We start from the raw sequence: 16,383 nt of genomic DNA, 5'->3' as shown, positions 1-16,383 counted from the left end.
TGTCCGGCTCGGGAAAATGCTGCAGACCGAAAAGAGAGAGCCCGACGACTTGTTTTGTGCTTACATGCGTGCTGCGAACATCCAGAGCGGCTGGATTGACGCAGCCGACGTCAAGAAGATGTGGTTCTCTGCGCGCGAGCGTGAAGCTCTCTCCTTGAAAGGAGGCGACCTGCTTGTCAGCGAAGGCGGCGACGTGGGACGCGCTGCGATTTGGCGGCATGACGTACCGGAATGCTATTTTCAAAACTCGGTTAACCGGGTTCGTTCGCTCGGGCTTCACCAAACGGGCTTTTTGTTCTATTGGCTATTGGCTTTGAAGATGAGGGGCTATGTTGACGTCGTCTGCAATAAGTCCACGATCGCTCACTTTACAGCCGAAAAAGTGGAGGCGGTGCCGACCCCTTTCCCGTGCCCAAGAGAACAGCACCACATAGCGGCATTCTTAGACCGTGAAACCGCCAAAATCGACGATCTGATCGCCGAGCAGAAAAAGCTGATCGCCCTGCTGGCCGAGAAGCGCCAGGCCACCATCTCGCACGCCGTCACCCGTGGCCTCAATCCCGATACGCCGATAAAGGATTCCGAGGTGGCATGGTTGGGCGAGGTGCCGGCACATTGGCAGGTGGATCGGTTAGCGAATATCTTTCAAGAGGTGGTAGAGGCGGGTCGTGATGAGTTGCCGATATTGAGCGTCTCTATCCACAATGGCGTTTCAGACCGTGAGCTGCGAGAAGATGAAATGGAGCGAAACGTAGCGCGTAGCGAAGATCGCTCCAAGTACAAATCGGTACTTCCGGATGATCTTGTGTACAACATGATGAGGGCGTGGCAGGGAGCGTTCGGCACCGTAACTGTCCCTGGAATGGTAAGCCCAGCGTACGTTGTTGCGCGCCCACTCCGGCGGCTGCTCACAGAGTTCATCGAACTATTGCTTCGCACTCCTGCTGCAATCACAGAGATGAAACGTCATTCTCGCGGTATCACTGACTTCCGGCTACGGCTCTACTGGGAGGATTTCCGGAACGTCCAAGTGGCCCTACCTCAGCTAGAAGAGCAACAGTCCATAGTGGACTACATTCGTGCGGAATCAGCTCGCTTGGATGAACTCAGGAAACGCGCCGAGCAAGCGATAGCTCTACTTAAGGAACGTCGTGCAGCCCTGATAGCAGCAGCCGTGACCGGTCAGATCGACGTACGCGGTGTGACTGCTCTCACTGACCACAATCCGGACGCATCACCCGTATGAGCCACTTCGATAGCACCAAACGTTCTCTGGACGACGTACTGAAGGACGTCAGCATCGGCAAGGTCCAGCTGCCGGACTTCCAGCGCGGATGGGTTTGGGACGACAGCCACGTGCGTAGCCTCTTGGTGAGTATCGCCCGTTCATTCCCAGTGGGTGCCGTAATGCTGTTGGAAACAGGCGGCGAAACACGATTCCAGATTCGGCCGGTGGAGGGTGTGAAACTGCCCTCCGAGGCTTCAGCGGCCGAGTTGCTCATTCTTGATGGCCAGCAACGGCTAACCACACTCACGCAGGTGCTCGCTATCGACGGGCCGGTGGCAACGCGCAACGAGAAGGGTCGTGCCATTGAGCGGTACTACTACTGGGATATTCAAAGAGCCCTCGAAGGTGTGGAGTCGCTGGACGACGCCATCATCGCCGTTGAGGCAGACAAGTGCGTGCGTGAAAATTTCGGTCGCGATATCAAGCTCGATCTGACCACGTCAGAGAAAGAGTACCAGCGGCTTTTCTTTCCCTGCCGTCAGACGCTCAATTCGGACGCCTGGGAAGAGGGGCTGCAGGAAGCGTGTCCTGAGCACTTTCCGACGTACATGAAGTTCCGCAAGCAAGTACTACAGGCCTTCCGCAATTACCAGTTGCCAGTCATCCAATTGCACAAGGCAACGAGCAAAGAGGCCGTGTGCCTGGTGTTCGAGAAAGTGAACACAGGCGGCGTGCCGCTCAATGTGTTCGAGCTGGTCACCGCCACCTATGCAGCCGATGGCTACAACCTGCGAGACGATTGGTTTGGGAGCCCAACGCGGAACGTGGAGTCACGTCAAAAGCGGCTTGCACAGGAACCGGTACTGAGCGCGCTGGAGTCTACGGACTTCCTGCAGACGATTGCCATGCTTCATTCGTTGCGACGCAGGCAGGCCGACTTGGCTGCGGGTAAGACGGGGAAGCAAGTGACACCTGTTAGCGCGAAGCGCGGCACCATCCTCGAATTGCCGTTGGCGGCGTACAGGGAATGGGCAGACGCTGCCGAAGATGGCTTCAAACGTGCAGCGAAGCTTCTTAAGCGCGAGTGCGTCCGGGATGTGCGTGACCTTCCTTACCGCACGCAGTTGGCTCCGCTCGCCGCTGTGCTGGCATTGCTGGGAGAACGCTGGAAGGAGCCTCGCATTTACGACAAACTCGTGCGCTGGTACTGGTGCGGCGTACTTGGCGAGTTGTACGGCGGCGCAGTCGAAACTCGCATGGCCAACGATGTAGAAGACCTACTGGCTTGGATAAATGGCGATGATGCGATGTTCGAACCGCGTACCGTCCAAGACGCGGCGTTCAGGCCCGATAGGCTGGATCGCATGAGCTCGCGTCAAAGCGCGGCCTACAAAGGCCTCAACGTGCTGTTGCTGCGTGGCAGTGCGGCCGACTTCTTTTGGAAGGGCACTATCTCGGAGTTGGATGCAGAGGACGTGGTGCTGGATATCCATCACATCTTTCCGCAGGACTGGTGCGAGAAACAGGGCATCAGCAAGAGGCAGTACAACACTGTAGTCAACAAGACTCCGCTTTCGTATAAGGCCAATCGCATGATCGGCGGTGTAGCTCCCTCTATCTACCTTGGCAAGCTACAGAGGCACGAGCAGGTCCAGATCGATGATGCTGCGATGGACGCCATCTTGCGAACCCACTCTATTGATCCGACTCTGCTTCGGGCCGATGACTTCCACGGCTTTTATGCCAGTCGCAAACAAGCTTTGCTGGCGATGATCGACCGGGCCATGGGTAAGACCCTGCAGCAATCCGAGGCTAGCGCGACCATGGCGATGGAGACTGCGGACGACGACTGGGACGAGGCTCAAGAGTCATGAGCCTCCATCAGGAACACCATTTCGAATCCGAGATCTGCACCCACCTGGCAGCGAATGGCTGGCTTTACCAAGCTAGCGATGCAGCCGCATACGACCGCGCACACGGGCTGTTCATGCCGGATCTGTTGGCGTGGCTGGAATCGACTCAGCCAGCGAGCCTGGAGCAACTTACCAAAACCCACGGTGCGTCACTCGCGAAGGTGCTGGCTGAACGCGTGCGCAAGGCCCTGAACGAACGGGGCACCCTCGATGTGCTACGCCGTGGTGTGGAAATGCTCGGGCTCAAGAAGCCGTTGGACCTGGTGCAGTTCAAGCCGGCGCTTGCCCTCAATCCGCAAAGCCAGGCTGCGTACGAGGCGAACCGGCTGCGTGTGATCCGTCAGGTCGCGCATTCGCCGAATAACACCAAGGACGAACTGGATCTGGTCCTGTTCCTCAACGGCATCGCAGTGGCCACGGCGGAACTGAAGTCCAACTTCACCCAGAGCGTGCAAGATGCAGTTGATCAGTACCGGGAAGACAGGCATCCGAGCCCGAAGGGCGGAGTCAGTGAGCCGCTGCTGGCATTCCCGGGCGGGGCGCTCGTCCATTTCGCGGTAAGCCAGTCGGAAGTCATGATGACGACGCGGCTGGCGGGCACCAGCACGTTTTTTCTGCCCTTCAACAAGGGCAACCATGGCGGAGCTGGCAACGCGCCGAATCCTGACGGGTTCGCAACGGCCTATCTGTGGGAAGAGGTATGGCAGCGGGATAGCTGGCTCGACATCCTCCACCGGTACTTGATCGGCCAGCGCGACGACAAGAAGCAACTGAAGACAGTAATCTTCCCGCGCTATCACCAACTGGACGCGACGCGGTCCATCGTCGCCGACGTGGCGAAGAATGGTGCAGGCCAACGCTATCTGGTTCAGCATTCGGCCGGCTCGGGCAAAACGAACTCGATCGCTTGGACTGCGCACTTTCTCGCGGATCTACACGACGCGAGCCACAAAAGGGTCTTCGACAGCGTATTGGTGGTGAGCGACCGCACGGTTCTCGACGTCCAGCTGCAGGAAGCGATCTTCGACTTCGAACGCACCACGGGCGTCGTGGCGACCATCTCGGACGAACACGGTAGCAAGAGCAAGCAGCTTTCGGAGGCGCTCGCGCAAGGCAAAAAAATCATTGTCTGCACGATCCAGACCTTTCCGTTCGCGCTGGATAAGGTACAGGAACTGGCGGCCACACAGGGCAAGCGCTTCGCCGTGATCGCCGACGAGGCGCATAGCTCGCAAACAGGCGAGGCCGCGGCGAAGCTGAAGCAATTGCTGTCGGCCGAAGAGCTGGCCGAATTGCAGGACGGCGGCGAGATCGATACAGAGGCCGTGCTCGCCGCCGGGATGGCCGCGCGTGCAGGTGCGACGGGGCTCACCTACGTGGCCTTCACGGCTACGCCCAAGGGCAAGACCCTGGAGCTATTCGGCCGCAAGGGCGAAGACGGCAAGCCGGAGCCCTTCCACGTGTACTCCATGCGGCAGGCAATCGAGGAAGGCTTCATCCTCGACGTGTTGAAGAACTACACGAGCTACAAGCTGGCCTTTAAGCTTGCGCATGGTGGCGAAGAGTACGACGAGAAGCAGGTCGAGCGCAGCAGTGCGATGAAGGGAATCATGCAGTGGGTACGCCTGCACCCGTACAACATCGCCCAGAAAGTCCAGATCGTTGTCGAGCACTACCGCGAGAATGTGCAGCCCCTATTGAACGGCCGTGCCAAGGCGATGGTGGTGGTGGCTTCCCGAAAGGAAGCCGTGCGCTGGCAGAAAGCTATCCGCAGCTACATCGAGAAGCAGGGGTATGGCCTCGGCGTGCTCGTTGGATTCTCTGGCGAGGTAGACGACCCGGACAGCTATCCCGAGCCGGTTACCGAGAGCAGCAAGGCGCTTAACCCGAGTCTGAAGGGACGCGACATCCGCGACGCCTTTGCCGAGCCGAACCACCACTTGCTGTTGGTGGCCAACAAGTTCCAAACGGGTTTCGACCAGCCATTGCTGTGCGGCATGTACGTGGACAAGAAGCTTGGCGGCATCCAAGCGGTACAGACGCTGTCGCGCTTGAACCGTGCGCATCCAGGTAAGGACACGACCTACATCCTGGACTTCGTGAACGAATCTGCCGAGATTCTGAAGGCGTTCAAGACGTACTACGAGACGGCAGAGTTGGAGACCGAGACAGATCCGCATCTCGTCTATGACTTGCGCTCCAAGCTGGACGCAAGCGGTCACTATGATGACTACGAGGTGGAACGCGTCGCCACGGTAGACCTAGACCCGAAGGGCACGCAGAAGCAGTTGGACGCAGCAATTGCACCAGTGGCGGACCGTCTGCTGAAACGCTACAAGGCCGCGCAACAGGAGAAGGCCGCCGCTGACGAGGCAGGCAACGACAAGGCAGGCCAGGACGCGAAGGACACGATGGACGCTCTGCAACTGTTCAAGGGCGACCTCGGTACGTTCGTGCGTCTCTATGCTTTCCTGAGCCAGATCTTCGACTACGGCAATACGGACATCGAGAAGCGATTCCTCTTCTTCAAGCGTCTGCTGCCCCTACTGGATTTTGGCCGGGAGCGTGACACGGTGGACTTGAGCAAGGTGGTACTGACTCACCACACACTGAAGAAAGCAGGTCCCCAGCCGATGAACCTGAAGCAGGATGGGAGTTATTTGCTACCGCCAATGCAGGCGGTTGGTACGGGATCGGTGCAGGAGAAGCAGCAGGCTTATCTGAATGAGATCATTCAGAAGGTGAACGGGTTGTTCGAAGGGGAGCTGACGGACGACGACCAGCTCATTTACGTGAATGGAGTCATCAAGGGTAAGCTGTTGGAGAACGAGTTGTTGATGCAGCAGGCGGCGAGCAACAGCAAGGAGCAGTTTGCGAACTCCCCGGACTTGAAGACCGCGGTCTTGCATGCCGTGATGGATGCACTGGACGCGCACACTGCCATGAGCGCGCAGGCGCTTGCTTCGGAGCGCGTGCGGGATGGTTTGCGGGACATTCTGCTTGGGCCGGCGCAGCTGTATGAGATGCTTCGAGCGAAGTCCGCTGAGGGCACGCGCTCGGTAAAACCATCTTGAGGGCGCTGTGGCCAGCCGAACGCCCCCATGACGGCGGCGGCGCTATCACACGGACTGAACGCCAATATCGTTCCAACGGCTGCGATTGCGTGCTCTCGTTATCCGTCGGGCACACTCGCTTTGTTCCGGCTCTCGCCTTAGCGCTTTTGCCACCTCTCGAGTACCCATGGCCAAACGTCTGCAGCGCCGCGGTGTTTCACCTTTTTTTGACTTGTCTATGCCGGCGTCGATTGATCATAACGATGTGGAACAATCGCTTTGACGTCAGCGTACAAAGCACGAGAAGTGCAAGGAAAAATGGTGCTGAAATGGTAATGCCCCATTTTGCACGGGCGCAAGAAGTAGGAACTATGCGGCCATGGCCACCCGCTGTATCGGTGTGATGCGGCCCAATGCCATGTGTGGGCGTTCGTGATTGTAGGACCACATCCACCGCGTGGCGTGATCCTGGACGCGCTCGAGGTCTTCCCCTTCATACTGAGACAGCCACTCGTGGCGCGCCGTGCGGTTGAATCGCTCGATGTAGGCGTTCTGCTGCGGCTTGCCTGGTCGGATGTATTGCGGACGGATACCACGTTTGGCGGCCCACGTGCTCAGCACCGTACCGACGTATTCCGGGCCGTTGTCGCAACGTATCGCTACGGGCCGGCCCCGCTGCTCGATGATCTGGGACAGTGCCCGGGCCACCCGCTCGGCAGGCAGCGAGAAGTCCACCTCGATACCCAGCGCCTCCCGGTTGAAGTCGTCAATCACGTTCAAGGTGCGAATGCTGCGGCCATCGGCCAGTTGATCGTGCATTAAGTCCATCGACCAGACCTCGTTGATGCGAGCCGGCTCGGCCAACGGCTCAGGTGCCTGCCGAAACAGCCGTTTGCGCGGCTTGATCCGCAAGTTCAGCTCAAGCTCGCGACAGATCCGGTACACCCGCTTGTGGTTCCAGCCGAAGCCTCGCACGTTGCGCAGGTACAGAAAGCACAGCATGAAACCCCACGTTCGGTGGTTGTCCGTCAGGCGCAGCAGCCAGTTGGCAATCTCTTTGTTCTCGGCCTTGTGCTTGGCCTCATACCGGTAGCACGACTTGCTGATGCCGAATATCGCGCAGGCCACACGAATGCAGGCCCGCTTGCCCTGAACCACTTCTTGGGCCATCTCACGTCGGCGAGATGGCCTTACCACCTTTTTGCCAGGTACTCCGAGGCGATCTCCGCCTTGAGCTTCTCCTCGACGTACATCTTGCGCAGTCGACTGTTCTCAGCCTCCAGCTCCTTCATGCGCGCCATCAGGCTGGCGTCCATGCCGCCGTACTTCGAGCGCCACTTGTAGAACGTCGCCTGGCTGATCGCCAGCTCCCGGCACAGCTCCTGCACCGCCACCCCGGACTCCACCCGCTTGATCGCTTCGATGATCTGCGCGTCCGTGAACTTCGATCGCTTCAAGCTTGTAGAACCCCTCTGTCGAGAAAATTCTACCTCTCGCACCGCGGGCTTTCCGGGGGCATTACCCCCTGGGGCATGTTTCGATGGAAACCATTCTGGGGGACTAGCTGAGGGACTGACAAACGTGCGAAGTCCTGCGACAAGACGCGACGCTATGCGCACGGTTTTTCGCCTAACCTGCTGATTGTCTTGGGGATTTGCGTCCGAATGCGACGCTATGCAGAGAAAGAATGGTGGCCTGGGGCGGAATCGAACCACCGACACGCGGATTTTCAATCCGCTGCTCTACCAACTGAGCTACCAGGCCAACGAAGTCCGCAACTATACACAAATTTTCGCACCCGTGCACGCAGCAGCGGCCTGGCCCGTAGCCATCCCCTATCGCCCTGGTCGTCTTTCCTAATGATGCAGCCCTACAACCCCAGGGGAAACCCTCGGCGTATAATCCTGGGTTGTCCTCTGTTACACCAGTGTGTACAAGCTACCCGGATGGGCCAGTCCCAATCGCCGCCACTCCGGGCTACCACCCCTCGCAACGATGTCCGTCGCCGTCCTCGCCTTCGGTCTGAATCACACCTCCGCTCCGGTTTCGGTGCGCGAGCGCGTGTCCATGCCCGTAGACCTGGTCAAGCCCGCGCTGGAAGGCCTGCGCATGGCGTTCGGCGGGTCGGTCCGCGAAGCGGCCATCCTGTCCACCTGTAATCGCACCGAGGTCTACTGTGCGGCCGAGCCGCACGTGGCCGAGCAGTTGCCCGTGTGGCTGGCGGATCACAACCGCATCGAGGCGGTTGCGCTCGATCCGCACCTGTACCGCCATCACCAGGGCGACGCCGTGCGCCACGCCTTCCGCGTGGCCAGCGGGCTCGATTCCATGGTGCTGGGCGAGCCCCAGATCCTGGGCCAGATGAAAGACGCCGTGCGCGCCGCCGATGCGGCGGGTTCGCTCGGCACGCTGCTGCACCAGCTGTTCCAGCGCACGTTCTCGGTGGCCAAGGAAGTCCGTTCGCAAACCGCCATCGGCGCGCAGTCCGTGTCCATGGCCGCAGCCGCGGTGCGACTGGCCGAGCGCGTGTTCGGCAAGCTCGACCAGGCCCGGGTGCTGTTCATCGGCGCAGGCGAAATGATCGAGCTGTGCGCCACGCACTTCGCCGCGCAGCGTCCGCACAGCATGGTGGTGGCAAACCGCACCGTCGAACGCGCCGAGGCGCTGGCCGGCCGGTTCGCGGCGGGCACGATGAAGCTGGCCGACCTGACCGAACGCCTGTCCGAATTTGACGTCATCGTGTCCTGTACGGCCAGTTCCCTGCCCATCATGGGCCTGGGCATGGTCGAGCGTGCCACCAAGCTGCGCCGCCACCGCCCCATGGTCATGGTCGACCTGGCCGTGCCGCGCGACATCGAGCCCGAAGTCGGCCGCCTGGACGACGTCTATCTCTACTCCGTCGACGATCTGGGCCGCCTGGTGCAAACCGGCACCGACGCGCGCCGCGCGGCGGTGGTGCAGGCCGAGGCCATCATCGAAAACCGCGTCCAGGGCTTCATGCACTGGATGCAATCGCGCGAAGTCGTACCCGTCATCCGCGATCTGCACCAGGCCGCGGCCGACGTGCAGGCCGCCGAACTCGACCGTGCGCGCCGCGCCCTGGCGCGCGGCGATTCCCCCGAGGCCGTGCTCGAGCAACTGGCGCACGGCCTTACTCAAAAGTACCTGCACGGTCCGCTGGCGGCGCTCAACCGCAGCGAAGGCGACGAGCGCCGGCAACTGCTGGGCTGGATGCCGCGCCTGTTCCCCAACCGCGACACGCGCCGGTAGCGGCGCCGCAACGCTCCGCCATTCGCGGCGGACGTTCGCCTTGCGGGCGCCCGCCATGCCGATCCCTCTTCTTTTTTGGTATTGCCGCTGATGAAAGCATCCATGCGCAGCCGGCTGGAACAGCTGGCCCATCGCCTCATCGAGGTCGATGCGCTGCTGTCCGACCCCGATTCCGCATCCGACATGGAACGCTTCCGCAAGCTGTCGCGCGAGCGCGCGGAACTCGAGCCCGTGGTGGCTGCCTTCAACACGTTCCTGGCTACCGAGGGCGACATCGCCACGGCGCAGGAGATGCTGTCCGATCCCGACATGCGCGACATGGCGGAAGAGGAACTGAAGGCGGGCAAGACGCGCCTGGAAACGCTGGAAGCCGAGCTGCAGTTGCTGCTGCTGCCGCGCGATCCCGATGATGGCCGCAGCCTGTTCCTGGAAATCCGCGCGGGCACGGGCGGCGACGAGAGCGCGCTGTTCTCGGGCGACCTGCTGCGCATGTACACGCGCTACGCCGAGCAGCGCGGCTGGCGCGTCGAGCTGATGTCGGAGAGCCCGTCGGAACTGGGCGGCTACAAGGAAGTGATCGCGCGCATCGACGGCGAGGGCGCCTATGGCCGGCTGAAGTTCGAGTCGGGCGCGCATCGCGTGCAGCGTGTGCCCGCCACCGAGGCGCAGGGCCGCATCCACACGTCGGCGTGCACGGTGGCCGTGATGCCCGAGGCCGACGAGATGGGCGACATCGTCATCAACCCCAGCGACCTGCGCATCGATACGTTCCGCGCCAGCGGCGCGGGCGGCCAGCACATCAACAAGACCGACTCGGCGGTGCGCATCACGCACCTGCCCACCGGCCTGGTGGTGGAGTGCCAGGACGACCGTTCGCAGCACCGCAACAAGGACAAGGCCATGCAGGTGCTGGCCGCGCGCCTGAAGGACAAGGAACTGCGCGAGCGCCAGAGCAAGGAAGCCGCCGAGCGCAAGAGCCTGATCGGGTCGGGCGATCGTTCCGAACGCATCCGCACCTACAACTTCCCGCAAGGTCGCGTCACCGACCATCGCATCAACCTTACGCTTTACAAGCTGCAGAACATCATGGAAGGCGACCTGGACGAGCTGACCGGAGCGCTGATCGCCGAGCACCAGGCCGAACAGCTGGCGGCGCTGGGCGACGACCTGTAGGCGAGCGCCATTTCCGTGCCGGCGCGCCGACAGGCGCTTCGACGCGACGCACCCGTGCCCTCATGACCCGCATCCTCGACCTGCTGAACGACCCACGCCTGCCGCGCCTGGAGGCGCGCATGCTGCTGGAGCACGCGCTGCACAAGCCGCGCGCCTGGCTGCTGGCGCATGACACCGACCCCGCGCCGGCCGCGGCGGCGCAGGCCTATCGGACGTTGATCGAGCGCCGCCTGGCGGGCGAGCCCATGGCGTATCTGTTGGGCGAGCGCGAGTTCATGGGGCACATGCTCCGCGTGACGCCGGACGTGCTGATCCCGCGGCCCGATACCGAGCTGCTGGTGGAGACGGCCCTGGAAATGCTGTCCGGGCGGCCGGGGGCGGCGCTGCTGGACCTGGGCACGGGCAGCGGCGCCATCGCGGTCTCCATCGCGCTGGCGCGCCCGCGGTGCGAGGTCAGCGCCACCGATGCCAGCGCGGCCGCGCTGGCGGTGGCGGCCGACAACGCCAACCGGCTGGGCGCACGCGTGCGCCTGTTGCAGGGCGACTGGTTCGACGCCTTGCCGGCGGGCGAGCGTTTCGACGTGATCGTTTCCAACCCGCCCTACATCTGCAGCACGGATCCGCACCTGCAGCAGGGCGATCTGCGGCACGAGCCGCGCGGCGCCCTGACGGACGGCGCCGACGGCCTGCGCGACCTGGCGCGCATCGCGGCCGATGCGCCCCGCTGGCTGCGCCCGGGCGGTGCGTTGTGGCTGGAGCATGGCTGGGACCAGGCCGAGGCCGTGCGCAGCCTGTTGCAGCAAGCCGGCTTCACCGGCGTTGCCAGCCGGCGCGACCTGGCCGGCATCGAGCGCATTTCCGGCGGATACCTATAATTGGCTTATCGCCGGACCATCCCCATATACGACCGGACGGCCCTTCCGCGGCCCCGGTCCTGTCCGAACCCGACTCTCTGTTAGCGAGACCACCATGAGCGACGTGCAAGAATTCATCCGCGAAACCGTGACCCAGCATCCCGTGGTGCTGTTCATGAAGGGCACCGCCCAGTTCCCGCAATGCGGCTTCTCGGGCCGCGCCATCCAGATCCTGAAGGACTGTGGCGTCAAGAAACTGGTTACCGTCAACGTGCTGGAAGACGACGAAGTGCGCCAGGGCATCAAGGAATTCGCCAACTGGCCCACCATTCCGCAGCTCTACGTAAAGGGCGAGTTCATCGGCGGCTCGGACATCATGTCCGAAATGCACGGCAGCGGCGAGCTGAAGCAACTGCTCGAAGAATCCGGCGCCACGGCCTGAGTCCATGATGCGGCGGCTGGTCGTCGGCATCACGGGCGCCACGGGCGCCATCTATGCGGTGCGCATGCTGCAGGTGCTGCGCGACGTGCCGGACGTCGAGTCGCACCTGGTCATCTCGGCCTCGGGCGTGCTGAACATCCAGCACGAGCTCGACATCGGCCGCCATGAAGTGCAGGCCCTGGCCGACCAGGTGCACAGCGTGCGTGCGGTCGGCGCCACGCTGGCCAGCGGCGCGTTCGAGACCGCGGGCATGGTGATCGTGCCGTGCTCCATGCGCACGCTGGCGGCGGTGGCGCATGGGCTGTCCGACAACCTGATCACCCGTGCGGCCGACGTCACGCTGAAAGAGCGGCGCCGGCTGGTCATGATGGTGCGCGAGACGCCGTTCAACCTGGCGCACCTGCGCAACATGACCGCCGTCACCGAAATGGGCGGCATCGTGTTTCCGCCGCTGCCGGCCTTCTACCACCGGCCCAAGTCCATCGACGAGATGGTCGACCACACCGTGGCGCGCGTGCTGGACCTGTTCGGCATCAAGGTGCCCGGACCGACATGGGAAGGCACCTGAGCAACCGGGCGCGGCCGGCCAAGCGCGGCCGGCCAGGCGCGGCCGTCGCTACGCGTACTTGCCCGTCAGCCCGCCGTCCACCACCAGCTCCGTTCCCGTGATGTACGAGGCCTCGTCCGAGGCCAGGAACGCCACGGCGTTGGCCACTTCCCATGGCGTGCCCATGCGGCGCATGGGCACCTGGCGATCCCGCGCCGCGCGGGCAGCGTCCAAGTCGTCGGCATCGAACATGCGCGCCACGTTGGCCGCCACGCGCGGCGTGTCGATCAGGCCGGGCACGACGGTGTTCACGCGTATGCTATCGGGCGCGTATTGCTGCGCGGCCATGCGGGCGAAGTGGATGACGGCGGCCTTGCTGACGCTGTAGGCCAGGTGCGGATAGCCCACATAGCGCAGGCCCGCCACCGACGACACCGCCACGATGGCCCCGCCGCCTTGGCGTCGCATAATGGGCGCCGCCAGCCGCGTGGCGATCAGCAGGCTGTTCACGTTGACCTGTTGGATGCGATCCCATTCGGCCAGCTCGATGTCCTCGGGTCCGCCCACCTTGCCGATGCCGGCATTGGCCTGCAGCACGTCTATCCTGCCGCAGCGGGCCATGGCGACGTCCACGGCGGCTTGCATCGCCTGGGGATCGGACACGTCGGCCTGCACCGGCAGCGCCTGCCCGCCGGCCTCGGCCACGGCATGGGCGGCATCCTCGGCGGCCGACAGGTGGTAATCCAGCGCCACCACCGTCGCGCCCTGGCGCGCGAGCGTCACGCAGCAGGCCTTGCCGATGCTCCAGCCCGGCGCCGAACTGCCCGCGCCCGCCACCAGGGCCACCTTGCCCTGCAATCGTCGATCCGTCATGACGCATTCCCCAGGCCGACCGTCATGCCGCCGCATACGTACAGCACCTGGCCGGTGATGAAGCCCGCGCGTGCGTCCAGCAGGCTGGCCACGGCGTGCGCCACGTCGTCCGGCGTGCCCATGCGGCGCACGGGGATGGCGGACACGATCTGCGCGGTCTGCGGCGCGTCAGGCGGATTGACGCGGTGGAACAGCTCGGTGGCGATGGGGCCGGGCCCCACGGCGTTGACCGTGATGCCGTGCGGCGCGGTCTCCAGGGCCCAGGTGCGCGTCAGCCCCAGCAGGCCGGCCTTGGTGGCGGCGTAGACGCTGCGCCGCGTCTTGCCCAGCGCCGCGCGGCTGGCCACGTTGACCACGCGGCCGAAGCCCGCGGCCCGCATGGATGGCAGCAGGCCCTGCAGCAGCAACAGCGGCGCGCGCAGGTTCACCGCGGCGACGGCGTCCAGGTCTTCGGGCTGTACGGCCTCGATGTCGGCGGGCCGCACGATGCCGGCGTTGTTCACCAGCCGCAGCACCTGCCGCTCGCGCGCCAGCTGCGCTACCGCCGCGCGGGTGGCGGCCGCATCGGACAGGTCGACGGCCACATAGGTTTCGTCGGGGAACGGAGCCTCGGGCGGCTGCACGTCGAAGTTGACCACGCGCATTCCGTCATCCCGCAGCCGCGCGACGATGGCGCGCCCGATGCCGCGGCTGCCGCCGGTGACCAGCACGTCGGGGCTCATTTGCGGCCGTCCTGCTGGCGCGAGCGGCCCTTGCCGACATAGGGAATCGCATCGTCTATGGTTTCCCAGATGAAGCGGCCCGACGGACTCTGCTGTTCTTCGGCCACGTGCGACACGAGCCCCGCCGCGCGCGAGATCACCGCGAACCCGCGCATCAGGGCGGTGGGCACCCCGATCTCGCCCAGCAGCGCCGCGACGGCGCCGGTGGCGTTGATGGTGATGTGCTTGCCGTAGGCCTGGTCGATGGCGGCCGCCAGCAGGCGCAGCGCGCGCAGCCAGTCGCCGGGCAGGTCGGATTGCGCCTCGGCCAGCGCCAGCAGCTTCACCGCGCGCGGATCGTCTGGCTTGTGCAGGTGGTGGCCGAAGCCGGGCAGCGCGCGCCGGGACTGGCGGTATTCCTGCGCGATGGCCTGGGCCTCGGCCTGCGGATCGGCGGCCTGGCGGATGCGCGCCAGCAGTCCCGAGCAGTTCTCCATGGTGCCCACGAACTGGCTGCCCACGGCCATCAGGCCCGAGGCGACGGCGCCTTGCAGGTTCTCGGGCGCGCTCATGTAGACGACGCGGGTGGCGATGGCGCTGGGCGTGAGGCCATGCTCCATCAGGGTGACCAGCACCGCGTCCACGATCAGCAGGTCCACGGGGCGCGCCTCGCGGCCCAGTATCTGCATGACCATGACTTCGGTGAAGGTCTTCTTGCCGATCAGCTCCTCGACGAGGTCGGCATCGCGGTAGTACATGCCCGTCAGGTTGTGGGCGCAAAGACGGGTCTCGGGGGTCTGGCTCATGCTGTCTCCTTCAGGGCGGCTTCTCGCACCGCGTTCTTCAGCACCTTGCCCACCGGGGACTTCGGCAGGCTGTCGTGCACGTGGATGTGCTTGGGCGTCTGTACCGGACCCAGCAGGGCGCGCACGTGCGCCTGCAGCGCGGCGGGTTCGGCCTCTCGGCCCGGATGGAATTGCACCGCGGCATGCACGGCCTCGCCCCATTTCTCGTCGGGCAGGCCGAACACCGCGCATTCATAGACATCGGGGTGCGAGGACAGTGCGTTCTCCACGTCGACCGGATAGACGTTGAAGCCGCCCGTGATTATCACGTCGCGCAGCCGGTCTTTCAGGAACAGGAAGCCGCGCTCGTCCACCAGGCCCACGTCGCCGGTATGCAGCCAACCGTCGACGATGGTTTCGGCGGTCTTCCCGGGCAGGCGCCAGTAGCCGGCCATGACCAGATCGCCGCGCACCACGACTTCGCCGATTTCGCCGGGCGGCAGCAGGCCGCCGTCCGGCGCCATGATGGCCATCTCCGAATACCAGGTGCAGCGGCCCACCGAGCCGCGGTTGGCGGGATCGTCGAGTTCGGCGGGCGGCAGCACGGTGACGATCTGCGGCGCCTCGGTCTGGCCGTAAGTCGTGCCCAGCACGGGTCCGAAGAAGACGCGGGCCCGGTCGATCAGTTCAGGCGGCATCGGGGCGCCGCCGTAGATCAGGTTGCGCAGGCGCGGAAAATCGGCGCGCGAGATGCCGTCCTGCGCCATCAGCATGTAGATCAGCGTGGGCGGCATGAAGCTCAGCGTGCCGCCGCGTTCGCGGAACGCTTGCGTCACGGCGGCCGGCCCGCTGCCGTCCAGCAGCAGGTGCATGCCGCCCTGGGCGAGCACGGGCAGCAGATAGGTGCCCGTGCCGTGCGTGATGGGGGCGGAGACCACGTATCGGTCTTCGCAGGTCAGGCCCCAGCTGGCGATCTGGTTGACGATGCCGGCGTTCCACGCACGGTACGGCTGCATCACGCCCTTGGGCAGGCCGGTGGTGCCGCCGGTGAACTTGATGGCCTGTACGTCGTCCCGCGACAGGTCGTGGCGTACGGGCTGTTGGCCTGCGTGGCGGGCCAGCAGCGCGGCCAGCGTGTGGCCGCTTGACTGCTCATGCAGGTGCACGCGTATGCCTCCGGCGCCGGCGAGCAGCGGTCCGCCCGTCTCGTCGCCGATGACGATGCTGGGTTCCGTGGCGTCCAGGATGCGTGCGATCTCGGGCTCGGTGCTGCGGTAGTTCAGCGGCACCCATATCTTGCCGCTGGCCAGCACGGCCAGCAGGGCGACGATGTGGTCGGCCGTGTTGCCCGCGCACAAGGCCACCCGGGTCTGCGGCGCCGGGTCCAGCGCCTGCAGTGCCGCCGCCAGGGCGCCCACCCGGGCGGCCAGTTCGCGGTAGCGCACCTGGCCCTGCGGGCCGTCCAGCGCCACGCGATCGGGATACCGCTGTGCGGCGCGAAAGAAGAAATCGATCGGATACACCTGGGCTCCTTGGTACCTTGT

The 16,383-nt window shown here is 64.2% G+C and carries 13 protein-coding genes and 1 tRNA gene; 8 read left to right on the top strand and 6 right to left on the bottom strand.

Going from position 1 to position 16,383, the window contains the following annotated elements; genetic code table 11:
- Window positions 1–16: 16 nt before the first annotated feature.
- Genes CAL15_RS22075 through CAL15_RS22065 form a run of 3 tightly spaced genes read left to right on the top strand, consistent with a single transcriptional unit; the run spans window position 17 to window position 6,215 of the window.
- The gene (locus CAL15_RS22075) at window positions 17–1,246 is read left to right on the top strand and encodes a restriction endonuclease subunit S (RefSeq protein WP_157666710.1); all 1,230 of its coding nucleotides are present in this window, start codon (window positions 17–19) and stop codon (window positions 1,244–1,246) included.
- Window positions 1,243–3,102: a DUF262 domain-containing protein gene (locus CAL15_RS22070; RefSeq protein ID WP_086080455.1), complete on the top strand. Its 1,860-nt coding sequence runs from the start codon at window positions 1,243–1,245 to the stop codon at window positions 3,100–3,102. The genes CAL15_RS22075 and CAL15_RS22070 overlap by 4 nt, the downstream gene beginning before the upstream one ends.
- Window positions 3,099–6,215, top strand: coding sequence for a type I restriction endonuclease subunit R (locus CAL15_RS22065; RefSeq protein ID WP_086080454.1), 3,117 nt, complete (start codon window positions 3,099–3,101; stop codon window positions 6,213–6,215). Before CAL15_RS22070 ends, CAL15_RS22065 begins: the two co-directional genes overlap by 4 nt.
- A 348-nt stretch (window positions 6,216–6,563) precedes the next feature.
- Here the strand turns inward: CAL15_RS22065 and CAL15_RS22060 are convergent.
- Both CAL15_RS22060 and CAL15_RS22055 read right to left on the bottom strand, forming a co-directional pair.
- Window positions 6,564–7,651 (bottom strand): IS3 family transposase gene (locus tag CAL15_RS22060; protein ID WP_157666709.1). Its coding sequence is split into 2 segments (ribosomal slippage): window positions 6,564–7,399 and window positions 7,399–7,651, totalling 1,089 coding nucleotides; the frame shifts between segments, so codons are not numbered across the junction.
- A 231-nt stretch (window positions 7,652–7,882) separates the two neighbouring features.
- Window positions 7,883–7,958, bottom strand: a tRNA-Phe gene (locus CAL15_RS22055).
- A 231-nt stretch (window positions 7,959–8,189) separates the two neighbouring features.
- On the opposite strand from CAL15_RS22055, the gene hemA reads away from it, so the two are divergent.
- From hemA to CAL15_RS22030, 5 genes are all read left to right on the top strand, one after another.
- Complete coding sequence (hemA, locus tag CAL15_RS22050) at window positions 8,190–9,464, top strand: glutamyl-tRNA reductase (RefSeq protein ID WP_086080453.1); 1,275 nt, start codon at window positions 8,190–8,192, stop codon at window positions 9,462–9,464.
- A 90-nt stretch (window positions 9,465–9,554) separates the two neighbouring features.
- Window positions 9,555–10,637, top strand: a complete 1,083-nt coding sequence (prfA, locus tag CAL15_RS22045) for a peptide chain release factor 1 (RefSeq protein ID WP_086080452.1) — start codon at window positions 9,555–9,557, stop codon at window positions 10,635–10,637.
- Window positions 10,638–10,699: 62 nt separating this feature from the next.
- Window positions 10,700–11,512 (top strand): peptide chain release factor N(5)-glutamine methyltransferase, encoded by an 813-nt coding sequence (prmC, locus tag CAL15_RS22040; RefSeq protein ID WP_086080451.1) that lies wholly within the window; start codon window positions 10,700–10,702, stop codon window positions 11,510–11,512.
- A gap of 94 nt (window positions 11,513–11,606) precedes the next feature.
- A complete protein-coding gene (gene grxD, locus CAL15_RS22035; RefSeq protein ID WP_086080450.1) occupies window positions 11,607–11,933 on the top strand; it encodes a Grx4 family monothiol glutaredoxin in 327 nt (108 codons plus the stop codon).
- Window positions 11,934–11,940: 7 nt separating this feature from the next.
- Window positions 11,941–12,501, top strand: a complete 561-nt coding sequence (locus CAL15_RS22030; RefSeq protein WP_086080449.1) for a UbiX family flavin prenyltransferase — start codon at window positions 11,941–11,943, stop codon at window positions 12,499–12,501.
- A gap of 48 nt (window positions 12,502–12,549) precedes the next feature.
- Here the strand turns inward: CAL15_RS22030 and CAL15_RS22025 are convergent, their stop codons facing one another.
- From CAL15_RS22025 to CAL15_RS22010, 4 genes are read right to left on the bottom strand one after another with little or no spacing between them, the layout of a single operon-like run.
- Window positions 12,550–13,353, bottom strand: a complete 804-nt coding sequence (locus tag CAL15_RS22025) for an SDR family NAD(P)-dependent oxidoreductase (protein ID WP_086080448.1) — start codon at window positions 13,351–13,353, stop codon at window positions 12,550–12,552.
- On the bottom strand, window positions 13,350–14,075 hold the full coding sequence (locus CAL15_RS22020) for an SDR family oxidoreductase (RefSeq protein ID WP_086080447.1): 726 nt from the start codon (window positions 14,073–14,075) through the stop codon (window positions 13,350–13,352). Before CAL15_RS22020 ends, CAL15_RS22025 begins: the two co-directional genes overlap by 4 nt.
- A complete protein-coding gene (locus CAL15_RS22015; RefSeq protein ID WP_086080446.1) occupies window positions 14,072–14,860 on the bottom strand; it encodes a citryl-CoA lyase in 789 nt (262 codons plus the stop codon). Before CAL15_RS22015 ends, CAL15_RS22020 begins: the two co-directional genes overlap by 4 nt.
- A complete protein-coding gene (locus CAL15_RS22010) occupies window positions 14,857–16,362 on the bottom strand; it encodes a class I adenylate-forming enzyme family protein (protein WP_086080445.1) in 1,506 nt (501 codons plus the stop codon). Before CAL15_RS22010 ends, CAL15_RS22015 begins: the two co-directional genes overlap by 4 nt.
- Window positions 16,363–16,383 lie beyond the last annotated feature (21 nt).

Source organism: Bordetella genomosp. 13 (assembly GCF_002119665.1).
Taxonomy (GTDB): Bacteria; Pseudomonadota; Gammaproteobacteria; order Burkholderiales; family Burkholderiaceae_B; genus Bordetella.
Note: the sequence above shows the minus strand (reverse complement) of the source record. Positions and strands in the feature narration are given on the sequence as shown.

What these genes read in the sequence shown, in the direction of transcription:
- CAL15_RS22075 (WP_157666710.1), top strand. Translation starts at nt 17, where the DNA reads ATGCTGCAGACCGAAAAGAGAGAGCCCGACGACTTGTTTTGTGCTTAC.
- CAL15_RS22070 (WP_086080455.1), top strand. Translation starts at nt 1,243, where the DNA reads ATGAGCCACTTCGATAGCACCAAACGTTCTCTGGACGACGTACTGAAG.
- CAL15_RS22065 (WP_086080454.1), top strand. Translation starts at nt 3,099, where the DNA reads ATGAGCCTCCATCAGGAACACCATTTCGAATCCGAGATCTGCACCCAC.
- hemA (WP_086080453.1), top strand. Translation starts at nt 8,190, where the DNA reads ATGTCCGTCGCCGTCCTCGCCTTCGGTCTGAATCACACCTCCGCTCCG.
- prfA (WP_086080452.1), top strand. Translation starts at nt 9,555, where the DNA reads ATGAAAGCATCCATGCGCAGCCGGCTGGAACAGCTGGCCCATCGCCTC.
- prmC (WP_086080451.1), top strand. Translation starts at nt 10,700, where the DNA reads ATGACCCGCATCCTCGACCTGCTGAACGACCCACGCCTGCCGCGCCTG.
- grxD (WP_086080450.1), top strand. Translation starts at nt 11,607, where the DNA reads ATGAGCGACGTGCAAGAATTCATCCGCGAAACCGTGACCCAGCATCCC.
- CAL15_RS22030 (WP_086080449.1), top strand. Translation starts at nt 11,941, where the DNA reads ATGCGGCGGCTGGTCGTCGGCATCACGGGCGCCACGGGCGCCATCTAT.
- CAL15_RS22025 (WP_086080448.1), bottom strand. Translation starts at nt 13,353, where the DNA reads ATGACGGATCGACGATTGCAGGGCAAGGTGGCCCTGGTGGCGGGCGCG.
- CAL15_RS22020 (WP_086080447.1), bottom strand. Translation starts at nt 14,075, where the DNA reads ATGAGCCCCGACGTGCTGGTCACCGGCGGCAGCCGCGGCATCGGGCGC.
- CAL15_RS22015 (WP_086080446.1), bottom strand. Translation starts at nt 14,860, where the DNA reads ATGAGCCAGACCCCCGAGACCCGTCTTTGCGCCCACAACCTGACGGGC.